Below are 15,798 nucleotides of genomic sequence, written 5' to 3'. Positions count from 1 at the left end.
AGGAAGAAGCGACGATGTGGTGCTCGCGGGGCAAATTCCGCGATTCTTGTCGTCGTGTCGGCGGTCATGCGGGGCGGATCCGCGCGGCGGTCTGACAGGGTGGAGGCGTCATCGCGAGCACCGAGGGAGGTGCCCGCCGATCCCACCGTCTCGCTGTTCGAGGCTGTCGCTCAGATCCAGAGGAACGCATGACCCGCATTGGCATCGTCGCCGAAGCGCCCGGAGAGACCCGGGTGGCCGCGACCCCGACCACCGTCCCCAAACTCATCGCGCTCGGCTACGACGTCGTCGTCGAAGCCGGCGCGGGGGCGGGGTCGTCCTTCCCCGACGCCGCCTACGCGGCAGCGGGCGCGACCGTCGTCGACCCGGTGACGGCGTGGACCTCGCCCGTCGTGCTCAAGGTGAATGCGCCGAGCCCGGAGGAGATCGACCGACTCGCCGACGGGGCGACGGTCGTCGCTATGCTCAGCCCGGCGCTGCGCCCGGACCTCGTCGAGGCGCTCGCCACGCGAGGGATCACGGCGATCGCCCTCGACGCCGTCCCGCGCATCTCGCGCGCTCAGTCGATGGACGTGCTGAGCTCGATGGCCAACATCACCGGCTACCGAGCGGTCGTGGAGGCGGCGCACGAGTTCGGGCGGTTCTTCACCGGCCAGGTGACGGCAGCGGGCAAGGTCCCGCCCGCCAAGGTGCTGGTCGCGGGGGCGGGCGTCGCGGGGCTCGCCGCGATCGGGGCCGCGTCGAGCATGGGTGCGATCGTGCGCGCGACCGACCCCCGGCCCGAGGTCGCCGACCAGGTCGCGTCGATCGGCGGCGAGTACCTCGAGGTCGTCGTGCCCGAGGAGGCGAAGCAGGTCTCCTCCGACGGCTACGCGAAGGCGACCAGCGAGGCGTACGACAGGCGCGCCGCCGAGATCTACTCCGAGCAGGCCGCCGACGTCGACATCATCATCACCACCGCGCTCATCCCGGGGCGACCGGCGCCCCGGCTCATCACGGCGGCCGACGTCGCGACCATGAAGCCCGGAAGCGTCATCGTCGACATGGCGGCCGCGCAGGGCGGGAACGTGGAAGGGTCGGTGGCCGGCGAGCGTGTCGTCACCGACAACGGCGTCGTCATCCTCGGCTATACGGACCTGGCCGGACGCCTGCCGCAGCAGGCCTCCCAGCTCTTCTCGACGAATCTCGCGAACCTGCTGAAGCTGCTCACCCCGGCGAAGAACGGCGAACTGACGCTGGACTTCGACGACGTCGTGCAGCGCACTGTCACCGTCGTGCGCGACGGCGAGGTCACCTGGCCGCCGCCCCCGGTCCAGGTCTCGGCGGCGCCGGTCGCCGCGAAGGCGGCCGAGCCCGCGCCGGTCACGGCGAAGAAGACGATGTCGGCGGGCGCACGCACCGGGCTCGTGGTCGCCGGCATCGCGGCGCTGTTCGCGATCTGCGCGTTCGCACCCCCACCGCTGCCGCAGCACTTCCTCGTGCTCACCCTCGCCGTCGTCGTGGGCTTCTACGTGATCGGCCACGTGGCCCACGCCCTCCACACGCCGCTCATGAGCGTCACGAACGCGATCTCGGGCATCATCGTCGTCGGCGCCATGGTGCAGATCACGGTCCCCGACCTCACCGTCCAGATCCTCGCGGCCGTGGCCGTGCTGCTGGCGAGCATCAACATCTTCGGCGGCTTCGCCGTGACGCGGCGCATGCTCGCGATGTTCCAGAAGGGTGAGACCCGATGATCGCGGTCGCAGGTCAGGTCGCGGGCGCCGCCTACATCGTCGCGGCACTGCTGTTCATCCTCAGCCTCGCCGGGCTCAGCAAGCACGAGACGAGCCGCCGCGGCGTCACGTTCGGCATCATCGGCATGACGATCGCGCTCATCGCGACCGTGTGGGTGACCGCCGCCGGAGCATGGGGCGACCCGCAGGCGATGATCGGCCTCGCACTGCTCGTCGCCGCCGTCGTCATCGGCGGTGCCATCGGGCTGTGGCGGGCGCGCATCGTGGAGATGACCGGGATGCCGGAGCTCATCGCCCTGCTGCACTCCTTCGTCGGTCTCGCCGCGGTGCTCGTCGGCTGGAACGGTGCGCTGTACGACGCCGGGCTCACCGGGGCGCTCGCCGACATCCACCATGCCGAGGTGTTCATCGGGGTCTTCATCGGCGGCGTGACCTTCACCGGATCGATCGTCGCGTTCCTGAAGCTCTCGGCGCGGATGTCGTCCAAGCCGCTCATGCTCCCCGGCAAGAACGTGCTCAACGTCGGTGCGCTCGTCGCCTTCCTGGCACTGACCGTCTGGTACGTCATCACCCCGGAGCTGTGGCTGCTCGTGCTCGTCACCGCTCTCGCGCTCGCCCTGGGGTGGCACCTGGTGGCCTCGATCGGCGGCGGCGACATGCCCGTCGTGGTGTCGATGCTCAACAGCTACTCGGGATGGGCCGCCGCCGCGGCCGGCTTCCTGCTGAACAACGACCTGCTCATCGTCACGGGCGCCCTCGTCGGATCCTCGGGTGCGTACCTGAGCTACATCATGTGCAAGGCGATGAACCGGTCGTTCCTGTCGGTCATCGCCGGCGGCTTCGGCATCGAAGCGCCGCGCTCGAGCGACGAGGAACAGGGCGAGCACCGCGAGATCGACGCCGAGGCGGCCGCCGACATGCTCGCGAACGCGGGCACCGTGGTCATCACCCCCGGCTACGGCATGGCGGTGGCCCAGGCGCAGCACGGCGTCGCAGACCTCGTGCAGAAGCTGCGCGAGCGGGGCGTCGACGTCAAGTTCGGCATCCATCCGGTCGCCGGACGCCTCCCCGGGCACATGAACGTGCTGCTGGCCGAGGCGAAGGTGCCGTACGACATCGTCCTGGAGATGGACGAGATCAACGACGACCTCGCGGGAGTGGACGTCGTGCTCGTCATCGGCGCCAACGACACCGTGAACCCCGCCGCCGCGGAGGACCCGGGCAGCCCGATCGCCGGGATGCCGGTGCTGCGGGTGTGGGAGGCCGGCAATGTGATCGTGTTCAAACGGTCGATGGCGTCGGGATATGCCGGCGTGCAGAATCCGCTGTTCTATCGCGACAACGCGCAAATGCTGTTCGGCGACGCCAAGGAGAAGGTCGAGGAGATCCTCTTCCAGCTTTCCCGGACGTGACGCGGGAGGGCGATTCCGTGGTGAAATCGACGAGAGGCGACGTGCATCGGCACGTCGCCTCTCGTCGGCTGAGCGGCTTTCAGTGCGCCGCTTCGTAAGCCTCCATGACGGATGCCGGAACCCGCCCGCGCTCCGACACCTGGTAGCCGTTCTGCTTCGCCCATTCGCGCACGCCGCTGTAGTCGTGCTGGCCGGTGCGGCGCCGCTTGCGTGCGCCGGACGAGGCGGCCGTCGCACGGCCGGACGACACGCTGCGCGCGGCCTTCGTGTAGCGCTCCAGCGCGCCGCGCAGTGCGGCGGCGTTCTCGTCGGTGAGGTCGATCTCGTATGCGACGCCGTCGAGCGAGAAGAGGACGGTTTCTCCTTCGCCGACTTCCAAGATGGTGCCGTCGATGTCGTCGACGAGCTGATGAACGATTCTGCGAGCCATGGAATGGACGATACGCGCATATCGCCGTCCGGCACTATTGCGAATTCGGGAATTCGGGAAGTCGGGGAATCCCGGCGGATTATCGAACGCCCACGAATGAGGAGGAATTCGGGACGAAAGGAGTTCGTCCTCGGTCAGGGGAGTACGCCGGCCCGACGGGCCATGGCGACGGCGGCGTGCCGGGTGGAGGCATCCAATTTCGCCATCGCCGCCTGCAGATAGGACTTCACGGTGCCTTCCTTGAGGTCCAGCGACGCGGCGATCTCGGCATTGGTGGCGCCCAGCGCTGCGCATGCCAGCACGTCGATCTCGCGCGGCGAGAGGCGCACGTCGAGGTGGACCGGCATCTCGGCGTCGGCGTGCGAGAGTGCGGCGAGGCGCTGCTCGAGACGACCCAGCCGCGCGCGCAGCTGCGGATCGCCGACGCCGGCCGCGATGCTGCGCAGCTCCGCGTACGTCTCGCGCAGCTCTTCGCGGGTGGCGGCGGGGATCGACGTGGGCCGCACCGGAGTGGCGTGCAGCCGCCGCTGCACCTCCTCGCGGATGCGCAGCTCGCTGGAGAGCTCGTCGGCGATCGCGAACGCCGGGCGCGCAACGACGTCGCCCACCGGCTCCTCCGCCCACGACCCGCAGTAGATGACGCCGCGCGCGCGATCGCCGACGATGATCGGGACGGCGAACAGGGTCGCGATGCCTTCGCCCAGCACGGCGTCGTCGTAGTCGTGCGTGATGCTGCGCGAGGACCCGTAGTCCAGCGCCAGGCGGGGGCGCTTCTCGACGAGCGCGCGTCCGCCGAGCCCGCGCGAGGCCTGGACGACCAGGCCCTCGAGGCTGCGCGTGCGGGCGCCGTGGATGGCGGTCACGTGGATCGCGTCGCCGCGGGCGAGCCCGCCGAACGCGACGGGGAAGCCGGTGCGTCGGATGAGTTCGGCGACCGCGTCGTCGAGCGCCTGCGCATCCGAGTCGGCGACGTCGGGTGCACCGGCGAACCGGACGCCCGTACCTTTGCGTGCGGGGGCCGGCGTGCGTGGTGGGAGCGAACCGCCCACGGCTACCTGCTTCCGGGGTGACGGCGACGGCGCCGCCGTTTTCGTAGCGTCGACCCTACCACCGGGCCCTCGGCGAGGAGTCGTCCAGACGTGGTCGAGAAGGGGGACGCGGGACCGGACGGCCGGTCGCCCGGGTCCCGCGCCGAGCGGGCGGCCTACACGCCCGCCGTCGAGGCGATCCTTTCCGCCGGGCGTCCGCGGCTCGTCAGGACGCGACCGCGCGGGCGGTGCTCGCGGCCCGCTGCTCGAGGTCGATGAGGAACCGCTTCACGTCGGGGCGCCCGCCGTACTCCCCGAGCGATCCGTCGGCCCGCACGACGCGGTGCACCGGCACGACGAGCGAGAACGGAGTCGTCGCGCACGCGGTGCCTACGGCGCGCGCGGCACGTGGGGTTCCTGCGGTGATCGCGACCTCGCCGTAGCTCGCCGTCTCGGCGTAGGGGATCTCGCAGACCGCCTCCAGCGCGGCGCGGGTGAACCCGCGCACCAGCCGCCAGTCCAAGGGGAGGTCGAATTCACGGCGTTCGCCGTCGAAGTACTCGTCGAGCTGGGCGGCGGCGGTCGCCGCAGGGGAGGCATCCGTCTCGTCGTCGGGGACGGGAAGTGCGCGCAGCTGCAGGGCGACACGCTCGATCTCGCTGTGGAGCGGCCCGTCGAAGGGATGAAGGGTCACGATGCCGTCGTCGGTCGTGACGATGAGGACGTCGCCGATCGGCGACGGGTGCACGCGGTAGCGGGGCGGATCCTGCGGGGTCATGCGACCATCCTGGCGCGCGGCGCCGACGTGGCGGCGGATCGGACGGCTGCGATGTGGAGGGTTCTGGCCGCGCGGGGCGTGGGGAGGAACGGATGCCGATTCCGCGGGCGGGTGGCCTCAATACCGCGAAACTCAGGTCCATTGCAAGTACCCGGGGCGCGTCGCCTTTAGGGTGTCACGTGTGTGGCGAGGAGAACGGAGCGCCGTGCTGGGCACTGCAGACGCCGAGCACGGGTCGGACGTGACCCCCGGCGACCTCGGCCTCGCCGAGCCCGACGTGACGGTCGTCCACGTCGCCGAGGCGGAACGCGAGCGGCTGCGGCTGCAGTCCGCCGCCCTCGGCGGCCGGTCGACGCTGCTGCACTGGACCGACGCGCAGGATGCCGCGATCGAGATCACCAAGGCGCACCCCGGGAGTCTTCCCCAGTTCATCACGGGGCGATCGACGCTGCTGTCGAACCTGTTCCGCGACGAGGTGGCGCTGCGCAACGCGCGGCTGGCCGCCGAGCGCATCACCGCGAAGGACCAGGAGCTGCGCACCACGCGGGGCCTGGACACCGTGCGCCTGGCCGTCGGGCTGGCCACCTGGCGGATCGGCGGACTCCACTGCACCGCGCCGGTGCTGCTGCGACCGCTCGCCATCCGCCGCCACCACGGCGACTTCGAACTCAAGCTGCACGGGACGTTCTCGGTCAACCCGGAGCTGGTCCGCGCGATGCGCACCCACTTCGGCATCTCGATCGACGCCCGCGCCCTGGCGGCGCTCGCGTACGACGGCGTCCTGTTCAAGCCGCAGCCGGTTATCGACCACCTGCGTGCGCTGACGGCATCCATCGACTCCTATGCGGTCAAGCCGCGCCTGCTGGTCTCGAGCTTCGCGGACGTGGGCGCCGACATGGCAGCGGATGCCGCCGATCTCGACCACCGCGTCCTCAACGCGCTCGCGGGGCACATCGCCGACCGGGAGTCGGTCACGATCCGCCGCGACGGTCCCGCGCCGACCAACCCCGACGAGCGACCGCCGGCCGCCGACACGCTGCTGCTGGACGCCGACTCGGAGCAGGAGCGGGTGCTCGCCCGGATCGCCGGCGGGCAGTCGCTCGTCGTCCACACGCTGCCCGGCACCGGCGGAACCCAGACGGTCATCAACACCATCGGCGCGCTGGTGCGCGAGGGCAAGCGGGTGCTCGTGGTCAGCGCGCGCCGGTCGACCCTCGACGGGGTGCGGCACCGCCTCGCGGGCATCGGCCTGCCTGGGCTCGCCGTCTCGCCGGATCGCCTGCAGCGCGACCTCATCCGCGCGATCGGCCGCAACGAGAAGGCCGAGGCCCCGAAGGTCGCCGACATCGACGACGCGCTCGTGCGTCTGCGCGGGGTCCTGCGGGACTACCGCGCGGCGGTGACCGCGCGGCATCCGTCGTACGGGGTGTCGGTGCTCGACATCCTCCGCGAGCTCGCCGCGCTGGCCGAGAAGGGCGTGCCGCCGGTGACGGAGGCCCGCTTCGACGCGGCTGCGCTGGAGAGGCTGTCGACGACCCGCGAGAGTGCGGCGGCCAAGCTCGCCGCGGCGGCCCGGCTGGGTGAGTTCCGGTTCGGACCCGACGACTCGCCCTGGTACGGGGTCTCGTTCTCGACCGTGGAGCAGGCCCGCGGCACGCACGCCCTGGCAGGCAAGCTGCACCGCAGCGACGTGCCCACCCTGCTCGAGCGCGGGTACGAGCTCATCGCGCAGACGCGCATGCGCCCGTTCCAGACGGTCGCGGAGCTCGGCGCCTACGTGCGCCTGCTCCAGGGCATCCGCGATTCGCTCGACCGCTTCAGCCTCACCGTCTTCGAGCGACCCCTCGCCGAGCTGATCCAGGCGCACGCGCCGCGGCGCGACGCCCCCGACATGAACGGCGCCAACCGCCGGCGGCTGCGCCGGCTCTCGCGCGAGTACCTGCGTCCGGGCGTCCACGTGCCCGACATGTACGAGGCGCTGGTGCGCATCCAGCAGCAGCGCACCGAGTGGCAGCGCTACGTCGACGCGGGCGTCACCCCCGAGGTGCCGCTGGGCCTGGGCGACGTGCAGGTCGCGTGGCAGCGGGTGGACGCCGAGCTGGGAGAGCTGGATGCCGCGCTCGGCCGTTCCGGCGCCGATCGCCTGGCGACGCTCCCGGTCAAGCAGCTGGTGCGCACGCTCGCGGGACTGGCGGCCGATTCCGACGTGTTCGACAACCTCAAGGAGCGCGCGACACTGCGCACCGAACTGGCCGCGCTCGGCCTGGAGCCGCTCCTGCTCGAGCTCTCGGTGCGCCACGTGCCCGAGGACCAGGTCGCCGCCGAGCTCGAGTACGCGTGGTGGCAGTCCGCACTCGAAGTGCTGCTGCGCACCGACAGGGCCGTGCTCGGCGCCAACACCGCGGTCGTGGACCGTCTGGAGCGTGACTTCCGGCTCGTCGACGAGGCCCATGCGGCGGCATCCGGACCCCTGCTGGCCTCGCGCCTGGCGACGCAGTGGCGCATCGGCATCGTCGACCACGCGGCCGAGGCCGATGGGCTGAAGCAGGCCCTCAAGCGCGGCGCGATCACGCCCGCGGAGCTGACGGCCGTCGCCCCGACGCTGTCGCGGACCCTCGCGCCGGTGTGGCTGGCCTCTCCGTACGAGGTGCCCCGCATCCCCGACGCGCTCGCGTTCGACGTCGTGGTGCTGGCGGATGCCGGAGCCCTGTGTCTGGCCGAGGCCTCGCCGGCGCTGCGCCGCGGCGGGCAGGTCGTGGCCTTCGGCGACCCGGTCACCCAGCGACCGACGCCCTTCCGCGTCGCCGCGGGATCGCCGGTGACCGCCGCTGTCGGAGGAACGGCACCGATCCCGTTGGACGACGAGGACGTGCCTTTCGACACCACGAGCGTGTTCGAGCGTCTGGCCGAGCTGCTGCCGGTCGAGACGCTCACCCGCAGCTACCGCGCCGGCGGCGAGGACCTCGCCGCACTGGTCAACGACGCGTTCTACGGCGGTGAGCTGGCCTCGCTGCCGTGGGCAGGGTCGTACCTCGGCCGCGGCAGCCTCGCCGTCGACTACGTGGAGGGCGGCCACGGCGCGCCCGACCCGGTCACCGGGGCCGTGGAGAGCCCCGACTCGGAGGTGGCGCGCGTCGTGACGCTCGTCGTCGAGCACGCGGTCAACCGGGGGAGCGAGTCGCTCATGGTGGTCACGGCGAGCGTGCGCCACGCCGAGCGGGTGCGCGCCGCCGTGGAGGCCGCCTTCGCCGGCCGATCGGATGTCGCCGACTTCGTCTCGCGCGACACCGCTGAGCCGTTCTCGGTGCTCACGCTGGAGGAATCCGTCGCCGAGAGCCGCGACCGCGTGATCTTCTCGCTCGGCTTCGGACTCACCAAGCACGGGCGCGTGCTCAGCGACTTCGGCGACCTGTCCTCGCCGGACGGCGAGCGGCTGCTCACCGTCGGCATGACCCGCGCGCGCCGGTCGATGGTGATCGTGTCGTCGATCCGTCCGTCGGCCTTCGACGACGGCCGCCTCGAGTACGGCGCCGCGACCCTCATGTCGATCCTCGGCAACCTCGCCGCCCGCTCTCGCGAGGCGCGACTGGAAGACCTCGCCGATCCGCTCACCCGTGCCCTCGCGCGCGAGCTGCGGCGCGCGGGCCTCTCGGTCGACGTGCACTACCGCGGCCTGCTGCCGCTGGTCGCCCAGTACGACGGCAAGGCGGTCGTGGTCGAGAGCGACCCCGAGACGATCGGCGAATCGCTGCGCGAATCGCTCCGGCTGCGCCCCCAGGTGCTGCGCCGCCTCGGCTGGCACTATGTGCGGGTGCACTCCTTCGACCTGTACCGCGACCCGGCCGACGTCGCGCAGCGCATCGCGGCGATGCTCGGCGTGCCGCCGGACGCGCCGCGCGTCGACAGCGAGACCCAGCCCATCGATGTCATCGAGTGACCGTCAGCGCATCGAGCGGGTCAAGGGCTCCCGGCGCGCCAAGCTGACTCCGGCGCCCGGCACCGGGGCGGAGCCGATCCCGGCCGACGAGACGACGGATGCCGCGTCCTCGGAGGACGCGGCATCCGCGGCTCAGAACGGGCCGAACGACGAGCGCATGAGGCGCGACGTCCCGCCGCACTACTGACGGGTGTCGGCCTTGCCCTGCTTCTCCAGCAGGTCACGGATCTGCACCAGCAGCTCCGCCTCGCTCGGCAGCGCCTCGGGCTCCGCGGACACGCCCTGCTTGGCCGCGGCGCGCTCCTTCATCACGTTCATCGGGTGGACGAACACGAAGTACACGACGATCGCGACCGCCAGGAACGCGATCACCGCGTTGATGAGGTCGCTGATCGGGAACGTCACCGGACCCCAGAAGCCGTTGACCGTGATGCCGATCTTCCCGTTCTCGTCCGGCTTCCAGAAGATCTCGATCAGCGGATTGATGATGCTCGCCACGATGGCGTTGACCACGGCCGTGAACGCGGTGCCGATGACAACGGCGACCGCAAGGTCGATGACGTTGCCTCGGAGGATGAAGTCCTTGAAGCCCTTGATCACGAGTACCTCCCGGTTTGTCTCCCGCGCCGGTGGTCGGACTCCGTGCGTCAGCTGCCGGACGACGCGGGCGAGGACTTCGCCTCGGTCTTCGATGATGTCGAAGTCGACGACGACGCGCCAGCCGAGGCATCCGATCCGCCCGTCTTCGCACCCGCACGCGAGTCGGTGCGGTAGAACCCGGAGCCGTTGAAGGTCACGCCGATCGAGCCGTACTCCTTGCGCAGCTCGCCGCCGCACTCGGGGCACTCGGTGAGGGTGGGGTCGGCGAAGGACTGCACCGCGTCGAAGCGGTGACCGCACTGCTTGCAGGCGTAGGCGTAGGTGGGCATTTCTCTCTCGGTGTCGGTTGTCAGCGCCCGGTCGGTGCCAGGGCGATGGTGCGCGTGGGCGTGACGACGCCGGTCACGCGCTGGTCGAGGATGTCGCTGGGCAGTTCGTCGACGAACTCGGAGTCGTACACGACCGCGAACACCGGGGGGCAGCGCTCCATCGAGCCCAGCGTCTTGTCGAAGAAGCCGCGGCCCCAGCCCAGCCGCATCCCGGTGCGGTCGACGGCGGCGGCGGGGATCACCAGCAGGTCCACGTCGTTGACGGCGATGGGCCCCAGCAGCTCGCCGACGGGCTCCGGCAGTCCGAACAGTCCCTCGGCGATGTCGCCGTCGGGGGTGGCGACCGCCCAGTCGAGCAGTCCGTCGGTGCGCGTGACCGGAAGGAGCACGCGGATGCCGCGGCCCACGGCATCCGTCACGAACGAACGTGTGCCGGGCTCGGTCGTGGTCGACAGGAAGCACGAGATCGAGCGGGCGCCGTGGGCGGCGACCAGGGCGTCGAGCTGGGCGTGGATCCCCGCTTCGGCGGCTTCGCGCGCCTGCGGGGACAGCAGCTGCCGTCGCTCGCGCAGGTCGGCGCGCAGTGCGCGCTTCTCGGCGGCGATCGCGTCGGACATGGTGTCGATTGTACGTGGCGACCGGTGCGCGGCGTCCGTGCGTCGCCCGGTCGAAACCGAGGGGCGTCTAGACTCGGGGGATGCCTCACACCCCGATCAAGGCCGTGATCCCGGCCGCAGGTCTCGGCACCCGCTTCCTCCCGGCAACGAAGGCGATGCCCAAAGAGATGCTCCCCGTCGTCGACAAGCCGGCGATCCAGTACGTCGTCGAGGAGGCGGCACAGGCGGGGATCGACGACATCCTCGTCATCATCGGCCGCAACAAGAACGCGATCTCCAACCACTTCGACTCGGTCCCCGAGCTGGAGGAGAAGCTCAAGGACAAGGGCGACATCGATCGCCTGCACCGTGTGCTCGAGTCCAGCGACCTCGCCGACATCCACTTCGTCCGCCAGGGCGAGCCCAAGGGCCTGGGTCACGCCGTGCTGCGCGCGAAGGCGCACGTCGGCGATGCCTCCTTCGCGGTGATGCTGGGCGACGACCTGATCGACGAGCGCGACGAGCTGCTGACAACGATGATCGCCGAGCACGAGCGCACGGGCGCTGCCATCATCGCGCTCATGGAGGTCGACCCGGCGCACATCCACCTCTATGGCGTCGCATCGGTCGAGTCGACCGACAGCAACGGCATCGTCAAGGTGAACGATCTCGTCGAGAAGCCCAGCGCCGAGGATGCGCCCTCGAACCTCGCCGTGATCGGCCGTTACGTGCTCTCGCCGAACGTTTTCGAGATCCTCGAGCGCACCGAGCCGGGCAAGGGAGGCGAGATCCAGCTCACCGACGCTCTGCAGGAGCTCGCCGCCGATCCCGACGGGCCCGGCGTCTACGGCGTCGTTTTCCGTGGCCGTCGTTATGACACCGGCGATAGGGTGGACTACATCAAGGCCATCGTGCAGCTCGCGGCCGATCGCGACGATCTCGGTCCCGCGCTGCGTCCTTGGTTCAAGGAGTTCGCGGCGAACCTCTGACGCCGCCCGTTCGAGAGGGTCTCGTGGATCTGACGGCTCCTCGCAGCCACGGGCCGGTGTCGATCCGGCTGGTGCGTCAGCGCGACGCGCGCGTGCTGCAGAACGAGCTGCTGGCCAACCGCGGCTGGCTGCGTCCGTGGGAGGCGACCAGTCCCGACGGGCCGGTGTCGTTCGACATGCGCGTGGGCGTGCGCCGGCTGCTGCAGCAGTATCGCGACGGTGTCGGCGTGCCGTTCGTCATGGAGTCCGGCGGTGAGATCGCCGGCCAGCTGAACGTGTGGGGGATCGCCCGCGGCTCGCTGGCCTCGGCCACGATCGGGTACTGGGTGAGCGAGCGGTTCGCCGGCCGGGGCATCACCCCCACCGCTGTCGCGCTCGCCACCGACATCTGCTTCTCCGAGCTGCGGCTGCACCGCATGGAGATCTGCATCCGGCCCGAGAACCGGGCGAGCCTGCGGGTGGTCGAGAAGCTCGGGTTCCGCTACGAGGGACTGCGCCGTCGCTTCATCCACATCGACGGCGACTGGCGTGATCACTACGCGTTCGCCCTCGTGCGGGAGGACGTGCCCGAGGGTGTGCTGCAGCGGTGGGTGTCCGGTCGCGCGCCGCAGGACGCCGCCGCCGTGCCACCGGCGGATCACCTGCACGCATAAGCCGACGCGACACGCATCGAGACCAAAACGCAACACGCGAGCGGATGCCGTGGGCCGATGCCATCCGGTCGCATAGCGTGGTCTCATGGGTGGGCAGGTGTTGGGTGGGGGCGTCATCGTCCTCGTTGCCGTCGCCCTGTGGCTCGTCTACCTGCTGCCGTCCTGGCACAGCAGGCGCCAGTACGACGCCGCAGAGCGCAACGCGGTGCGCCTCAACCAGGCGCTGCGCGTCCTCGCCGAGACCAGCGAGACCCCCGAAGAAGTCCGCCTCGAGCTGAACGCCCGCACCGCGGCGGCGCAGCAGCGCCTCGCCAAACGGGCTCTCGCCGAGCGCGAGCAGGCCGCTCTCGAGGGCGCCCGCGCCGACCTGGAGGTGGCCCGCACCGAACGGGTGGCTGCCGAGGCCGCCGCCCGCGTCGACCTCGAACGCGCACGCTCCGCACGTGCTCAGGCTGAGGCCCAGGCACGCGCCGACCTCGCCGCCGAGCGCGCCCTGCCCGAGCGTCGCCGTGCCCGCGCGCGTCGCCGCTTCCGGCTGGTCGCCACGTTCGGCGCCGTCGTCGGGCTCGGCCTCGCCGCGTGGGGAGCGTACGAGACGGTGACCGCCGGTCTGCAGACGATGCTGTGGAGCGGTGTCGGGCTGGTGACGGCATCCCTTCTCGTCCTGCACCGCATGTCCCGCGTGGCCGCTCGCGCGGTCGTGAGGGCGACGGATGCCGCGCCGCGCCGCGCGGCTGTGGTGCAGGATGTTGCCCTCGAGCCCGAGCAGCGCGAGTGGGCGCCGCGGGAGCTCCCGCGCCCGCTCACGGCGTCGGCGGGCTCGCGCGCGGCGGCGACGCTGGACGTCGCAGCCGCACGGGAGGCGCTGCGCCGGGCCGCGCTGGAAGAGGCCATGGCCGCCCGTGCGGCCGCGCAGCAGCCGGCGTCGATCGAGGTCGCCCGGGCCGCGCACGCACCCTCCGACGGCGCCGATTACGCCCGCATGGGCTACGTCGACGACGCCGAGATCGAGGCCCACGTGCGCAGCCTGCTGACCCGCCGCGCCGCGGGCGAATAGGGCCCCTCACGGGCACCCCGCCGGTTCGGAGGGCGCCTCGAACCGTGATAGTGTTTCTGAGGTTCACGGGCCTGTAGCGCAGTTGGTAGCGCGCCTCGTTCGCATCGAGGAGGTCAGGGGTTCGATTCCCCTCAGGTCCACACAGAACACGAAGAAGGCCCCCGCATCGCGGGGGCCTTCTTCGTGTCCGGACGCGGTTCAGATCCCGGTCGCCGCGCGGTGCAGCAGCGGGCGGGTGACGACCAGTCCGAGCGCGACCACGCCGATCCCCGCAGCCAGGACGAGCGCGATCACCAGCAGTGCGAGCGGCTGCACGATGAGGGTGAGGCCGGTCAGGGGGAGCATCACGACGGCCGCGACGACGGCCGAGCCGAGCGCTGTCAGGCGCAGCGGAGACATCACGGCGCGCCGGCGCGCGGCGTTCATCGTGGGCTCCGGCATCCCGAGCATGTCGAGCGAGCGGTACAGGTCGCGGCGGTCGAGGATGCCTGCGGCCTGGTTCACGCCGACGGAGCACGCCACCATGAGGAACGAGCCGATGACGGTGATGAGGATGCCGGTGCGGATGTCGGCGAACAGCTGCGCGGATTCGGGGTCGAGGCCCTCGCCGCTGCCGGTGAGGTCGATGAGCGCCACGCCGACCCCGGCGAACACCGCCATGAAGCTCGTCATGGCCACACCGGAGACCTGACGCCACGCGGCCTTCGGGGACTCCAGCACGGCGCGTGCCGCGAGCAGCCGCGCCGGTCGCTTGGCGCGGCGCGCCTGACCCTGTGCGACGAGGCGGATCGCCCACGGCCCGACCAGGTTCAGCACCGCGAGCGTGCCGCCGAACGCGACGGCGATGAACGCGATGATCGCCAGTGCGCTGCCGGCGACCTGCAGGACGCTCATGAGCCCGAAGGCGACCGCGACGACGCCGACGCCGATCAGCGCGCGCAGCCACGACAGCGTCGGGGCATCCTGCCGGGTCCGCACGCCCAGCGGCGAGATCACGACCTGGCGCAGGCCCAGCACGGCGCTGACCGCGGCGAGCAGGGCGATTCCGAGCCCGACGCCGACGAGCATCGGCCAGCCCAGCAGAACGCCTTCGACTCCCAGGGGCCGGCCGCGGAACGGCACCAGCGCCAGCGCGGGCACCACCGCGAAGTACCCCACGACCCCCAGCGCCGCGCCGATCAGGGCGAGGACCGTCGACTCCAGCACCGCGAGGGCAGAGACCGTCGCCGGCGTCGCGCCGAGCAGGCGCAGCGTGGCGAGGCGGTCATCGCGGCGGCGGGCCGAGAGGCGGGCCGCTGCGCCGCCCAGCGAGGCCAGCGGCACCACGAGGAGCACGAGTGCGATCACCGCGAGGAGCTGGTAGCTGAAGCCGATGTCGTCGGTCCACGTCCAGAACGACTGTGCGCCGCCCAGCACCGTCAGCAGCAGCGTCGTCACGATGGCGAACGCGGTGATGGGCAGCACCAGGGTCGCGGCGCCGGCGGAGCCCGGACGCGCGAGGAGCCACGCGACGCGCGCGATCATGCCGACGCCCCGACCCGCTCGCCGACGATGCGCCCGTCGCGCACGTCGATGATGCGCGAGCAGCGGGCGGCGACGTCGGCGTCGTGCGTGACCATCACGAGCGTGCGACCCTGGCCGGTCGTCGAATGCAGGAGCGCGCCCATCACCTCGGCGGAGGTCGCCGAATCCAGCGCGCCCGTGGGCTCGTCGGCGAACACGACGGATGCCCCGGTCACCTGTGCGCGGGCGATCGCCACCCGCTGCGCCTGGCCGCCCGAGAGCTGGCCGATGCGGCGACCCTCCATCCCGGCAAGGCCCAGGGCGGCGAGCCAGCCGGCGGCGTGCTGCGTGGCCCCGCGGCGCGAAGTGCCGTTGAGCATGAGCGCGAGCGCGACGTTCTCGATCGCGGTGAGCTCGGGGATCAGCAGTCCCTGCTGGAACACAAAGCCGAACTCCTCGCGGCGCAGACGCGTGCGGTCGCGCTCACCCAGGGCGTTCACCTGCACGCGGCCCGCGCGGCCGTGGAAGGCGACAGAGCCGGCGTCGGGCAGGGTGATGCCGGCCAGGCAGTGCAGCAGCGTCGTCTTGCCGGAGCCCGAGGCGCCCATGATGGCGACGGATTCACCGGCGCCGACCGCGAGCGAGACGCCGGCGAGCGCGCGGGTCTGGGTGCCGCCGGTCTGGCCGAAGGACTTCTCGAGGCCGGACGCCTCGATCACGAAGGAACTCATGCTTCCACCGTGCCTGTCG

At 71.5% G+C, this 15,798-nt stretch carries 15 protein-coding genes and 1 tRNA gene; 8 read left to right on the top strand and 8 right to left on the bottom strand.

The annotated features are described in order from the left end of the window. Window positions 1–188: 188 nt before the first annotated feature. Window positions 189–1,736 (top strand): Re/Si-specific NAD(P)(+) transhydrogenase subunit alpha, encoded by a 1,548-nt coding sequence (locus tag AC1DDU_RS01215; RefSeq protein ID WP_477430806.1) that lies wholly within the window; start codon window positions 189–191, stop codon window positions 1,734–1,736. Further along, entirely contained in the window at window positions 1,733–3,148 is a 1,416-nt protein-coding gene (gene pntB / locus AC1DDU_RS01210) for a Re/Si-specific NAD(P)(+) transhydrogenase subunit beta (RefSeq protein WP_477430805.1), read from the top strand. Before AC1DDU_RS01215 ends, pntB begins: the two co-directional genes overlap by 4 nt. Before the next feature lie 79 nt (window positions 3,149–3,227). On the opposite strand, the gene AC1DDU_RS01205 is transcribed toward pntB, so the two are convergent. The 3 genes from AC1DDU_RS01205 to AC1DDU_RS01195 form a co-directional block, all read right to left on the bottom strand. Then, complete coding sequence (locus tag AC1DDU_RS01205) at window positions 3,228–3,578, bottom strand: histone-like nucleoid-structuring protein Lsr2 (RefSeq protein ID WP_477430804.1); 351 nt, start codon at window positions 3,576–3,578, stop codon at window positions 3,228–3,230. 134 nt (window positions 3,579–3,712) lie between these two features. Next, a complete protein-coding gene (locus AC1DDU_RS01200; protein ID WP_477430803.1) occupies window positions 3,713–4,627 on the bottom strand; it encodes a LuxR C-terminal-related transcriptional regulator in 915 nt (304 codons plus the stop codon). Window positions 4,628–4,832: 205 nt separating this feature from the next. Beyond that, complete coding sequence (locus AC1DDU_RS01195) at window positions 4,833–5,384, bottom strand: methylated-DNA--[protein]-cysteine S-methyltransferase (protein WP_477430802.1); 552 nt, start codon at window positions 5,382–5,384, stop codon at window positions 4,833–4,835. Between the two features lie 208 nt (window positions 5,385–5,592). Here AC1DDU_RS01195 and AC1DDU_RS01190 point away from each other — a divergent pair, with 208 nt between their 5' ends. Continuing rightward, on the top strand, window positions 5,593–9,321 hold the full coding sequence (locus AC1DDU_RS01190) for an AAA family ATPase (RefSeq protein ID WP_477433389.1): 3,729 nt from the start codon (window positions 5,593–5,595) through the stop codon (window positions 9,319–9,321). Further along, entirely contained in the window at window positions 9,308–9,508 is a 201-nt protein-coding gene (locus tag AC1DDU_RS01185) for a hypothetical protein (RefSeq protein ID WP_477430801.1), read from the top strand. Before AC1DDU_RS01190 ends, AC1DDU_RS01185 begins: the two co-directional genes overlap by 14 nt. On the opposite strand, the gene mscL is transcribed toward AC1DDU_RS01185, so the two are convergent. From mscL to AC1DDU_RS01170, 3 genes are read right to left on the bottom strand one after another with little or no spacing between them, the layout of a single operon-like run. After that, entirely contained in the window at window positions 9,502–9,921 is a 420-nt protein-coding gene (mscL, locus tag AC1DDU_RS01180) for a large conductance mechanosensitive channel protein MscL (RefSeq protein WP_477430800.1), read from the bottom strand. The genes AC1DDU_RS01185 and mscL overlap by 7 nt on opposite strands. A 47-nt stretch (window positions 9,922–9,968) precedes the next feature. Next, on the bottom strand, window positions 9,969–10,250 hold the full coding sequence (locus AC1DDU_RS01175) for an FmdB family zinc ribbon protein (protein WP_477430799.1): 282 nt from the start codon (window positions 10,248–10,250) through the stop codon (window positions 9,969–9,971). Window positions 10,251–10,270: 20 nt separating this feature from the next. Continuing rightward, window positions 10,271–10,867, bottom strand: a complete 597-nt coding sequence (locus tag AC1DDU_RS01170) for a 5-formyltetrahydrofolate cyclo-ligase (RefSeq protein WP_477430798.1) — start codon at window positions 10,865–10,867, stop codon at window positions 10,271–10,273. Window positions 10,868–10,947: 80 nt separating this feature from the next. Between AC1DDU_RS01170 and galU the strand changes: the two genes are divergently transcribed. From galU to AC1DDU_RS01150, 4 genes are all read left to right on the top strand, one after another. Then, a complete protein-coding gene (gene galU, locus AC1DDU_RS01165) occupies window positions 10,948–11,835 on the top strand; it encodes a UTP--glucose-1-phosphate uridylyltransferase GalU (protein WP_477430797.1) in 888 nt (295 codons plus the stop codon). Window positions 11,836–11,858: 23 nt separating this feature from the next. Continuing rightward, window positions 11,859–12,488: a GNAT family N-acetyltransferase gene (locus AC1DDU_RS01160; RefSeq protein ID WP_477430796.1), complete on the top strand. Its 630-nt coding sequence runs from the start codon at window positions 11,859–11,861 to the stop codon at window positions 12,486–12,488. 85 nt (window positions 12,489–12,573) lie between these two features. Further along, window positions 12,574–13,545 (top strand): large exoprotein, encoded by a 972-nt coding sequence (locus AC1DDU_RS01155; RefSeq protein ID WP_477430795.1) that lies wholly within the window; start codon window positions 12,574–12,576, stop codon window positions 13,543–13,545. Window positions 13,546–13,612: 67 nt separating this feature from the next. Then, window positions 13,613–13,685 (top strand) — tRNA-Ala (locus AC1DDU_RS01150). Window positions 13,686–13,743: 58 nt separating this feature from the next. Here AC1DDU_RS01150 and AC1DDU_RS01145 read toward each other — a convergent pair. Both AC1DDU_RS01145 and AC1DDU_RS01140 read right to left on the bottom strand, forming a co-directional pair. Then, window positions 13,744–15,069, bottom strand: coding sequence for an FtsX-like permease family protein (locus AC1DDU_RS01145; protein ID WP_477430794.1), 1,326 nt, complete (start codon window positions 15,067–15,069; stop codon window positions 13,744–13,746). Continuing rightward, window positions 15,066–15,779 (bottom strand): ABC transporter ATP-binding protein, encoded by a 714-nt coding sequence (locus AC1DDU_RS01140; protein ID WP_477430793.1) that lies wholly within the window; start codon window positions 15,777–15,779, stop codon window positions 15,066–15,068. The genes AC1DDU_RS01145 and AC1DDU_RS01140 overlap by 4 nt, the downstream gene beginning before the upstream one ends. Window positions 15,780–15,798 lie beyond the last annotated feature (19 nt).

It is taken from the genome of Microbacterium sp. 05T445, assembly GCF_056395865.1.
Note: the sequence above shows the minus strand (reverse complement) of the source record. Positions and strands in the feature narration are given on the sequence as shown.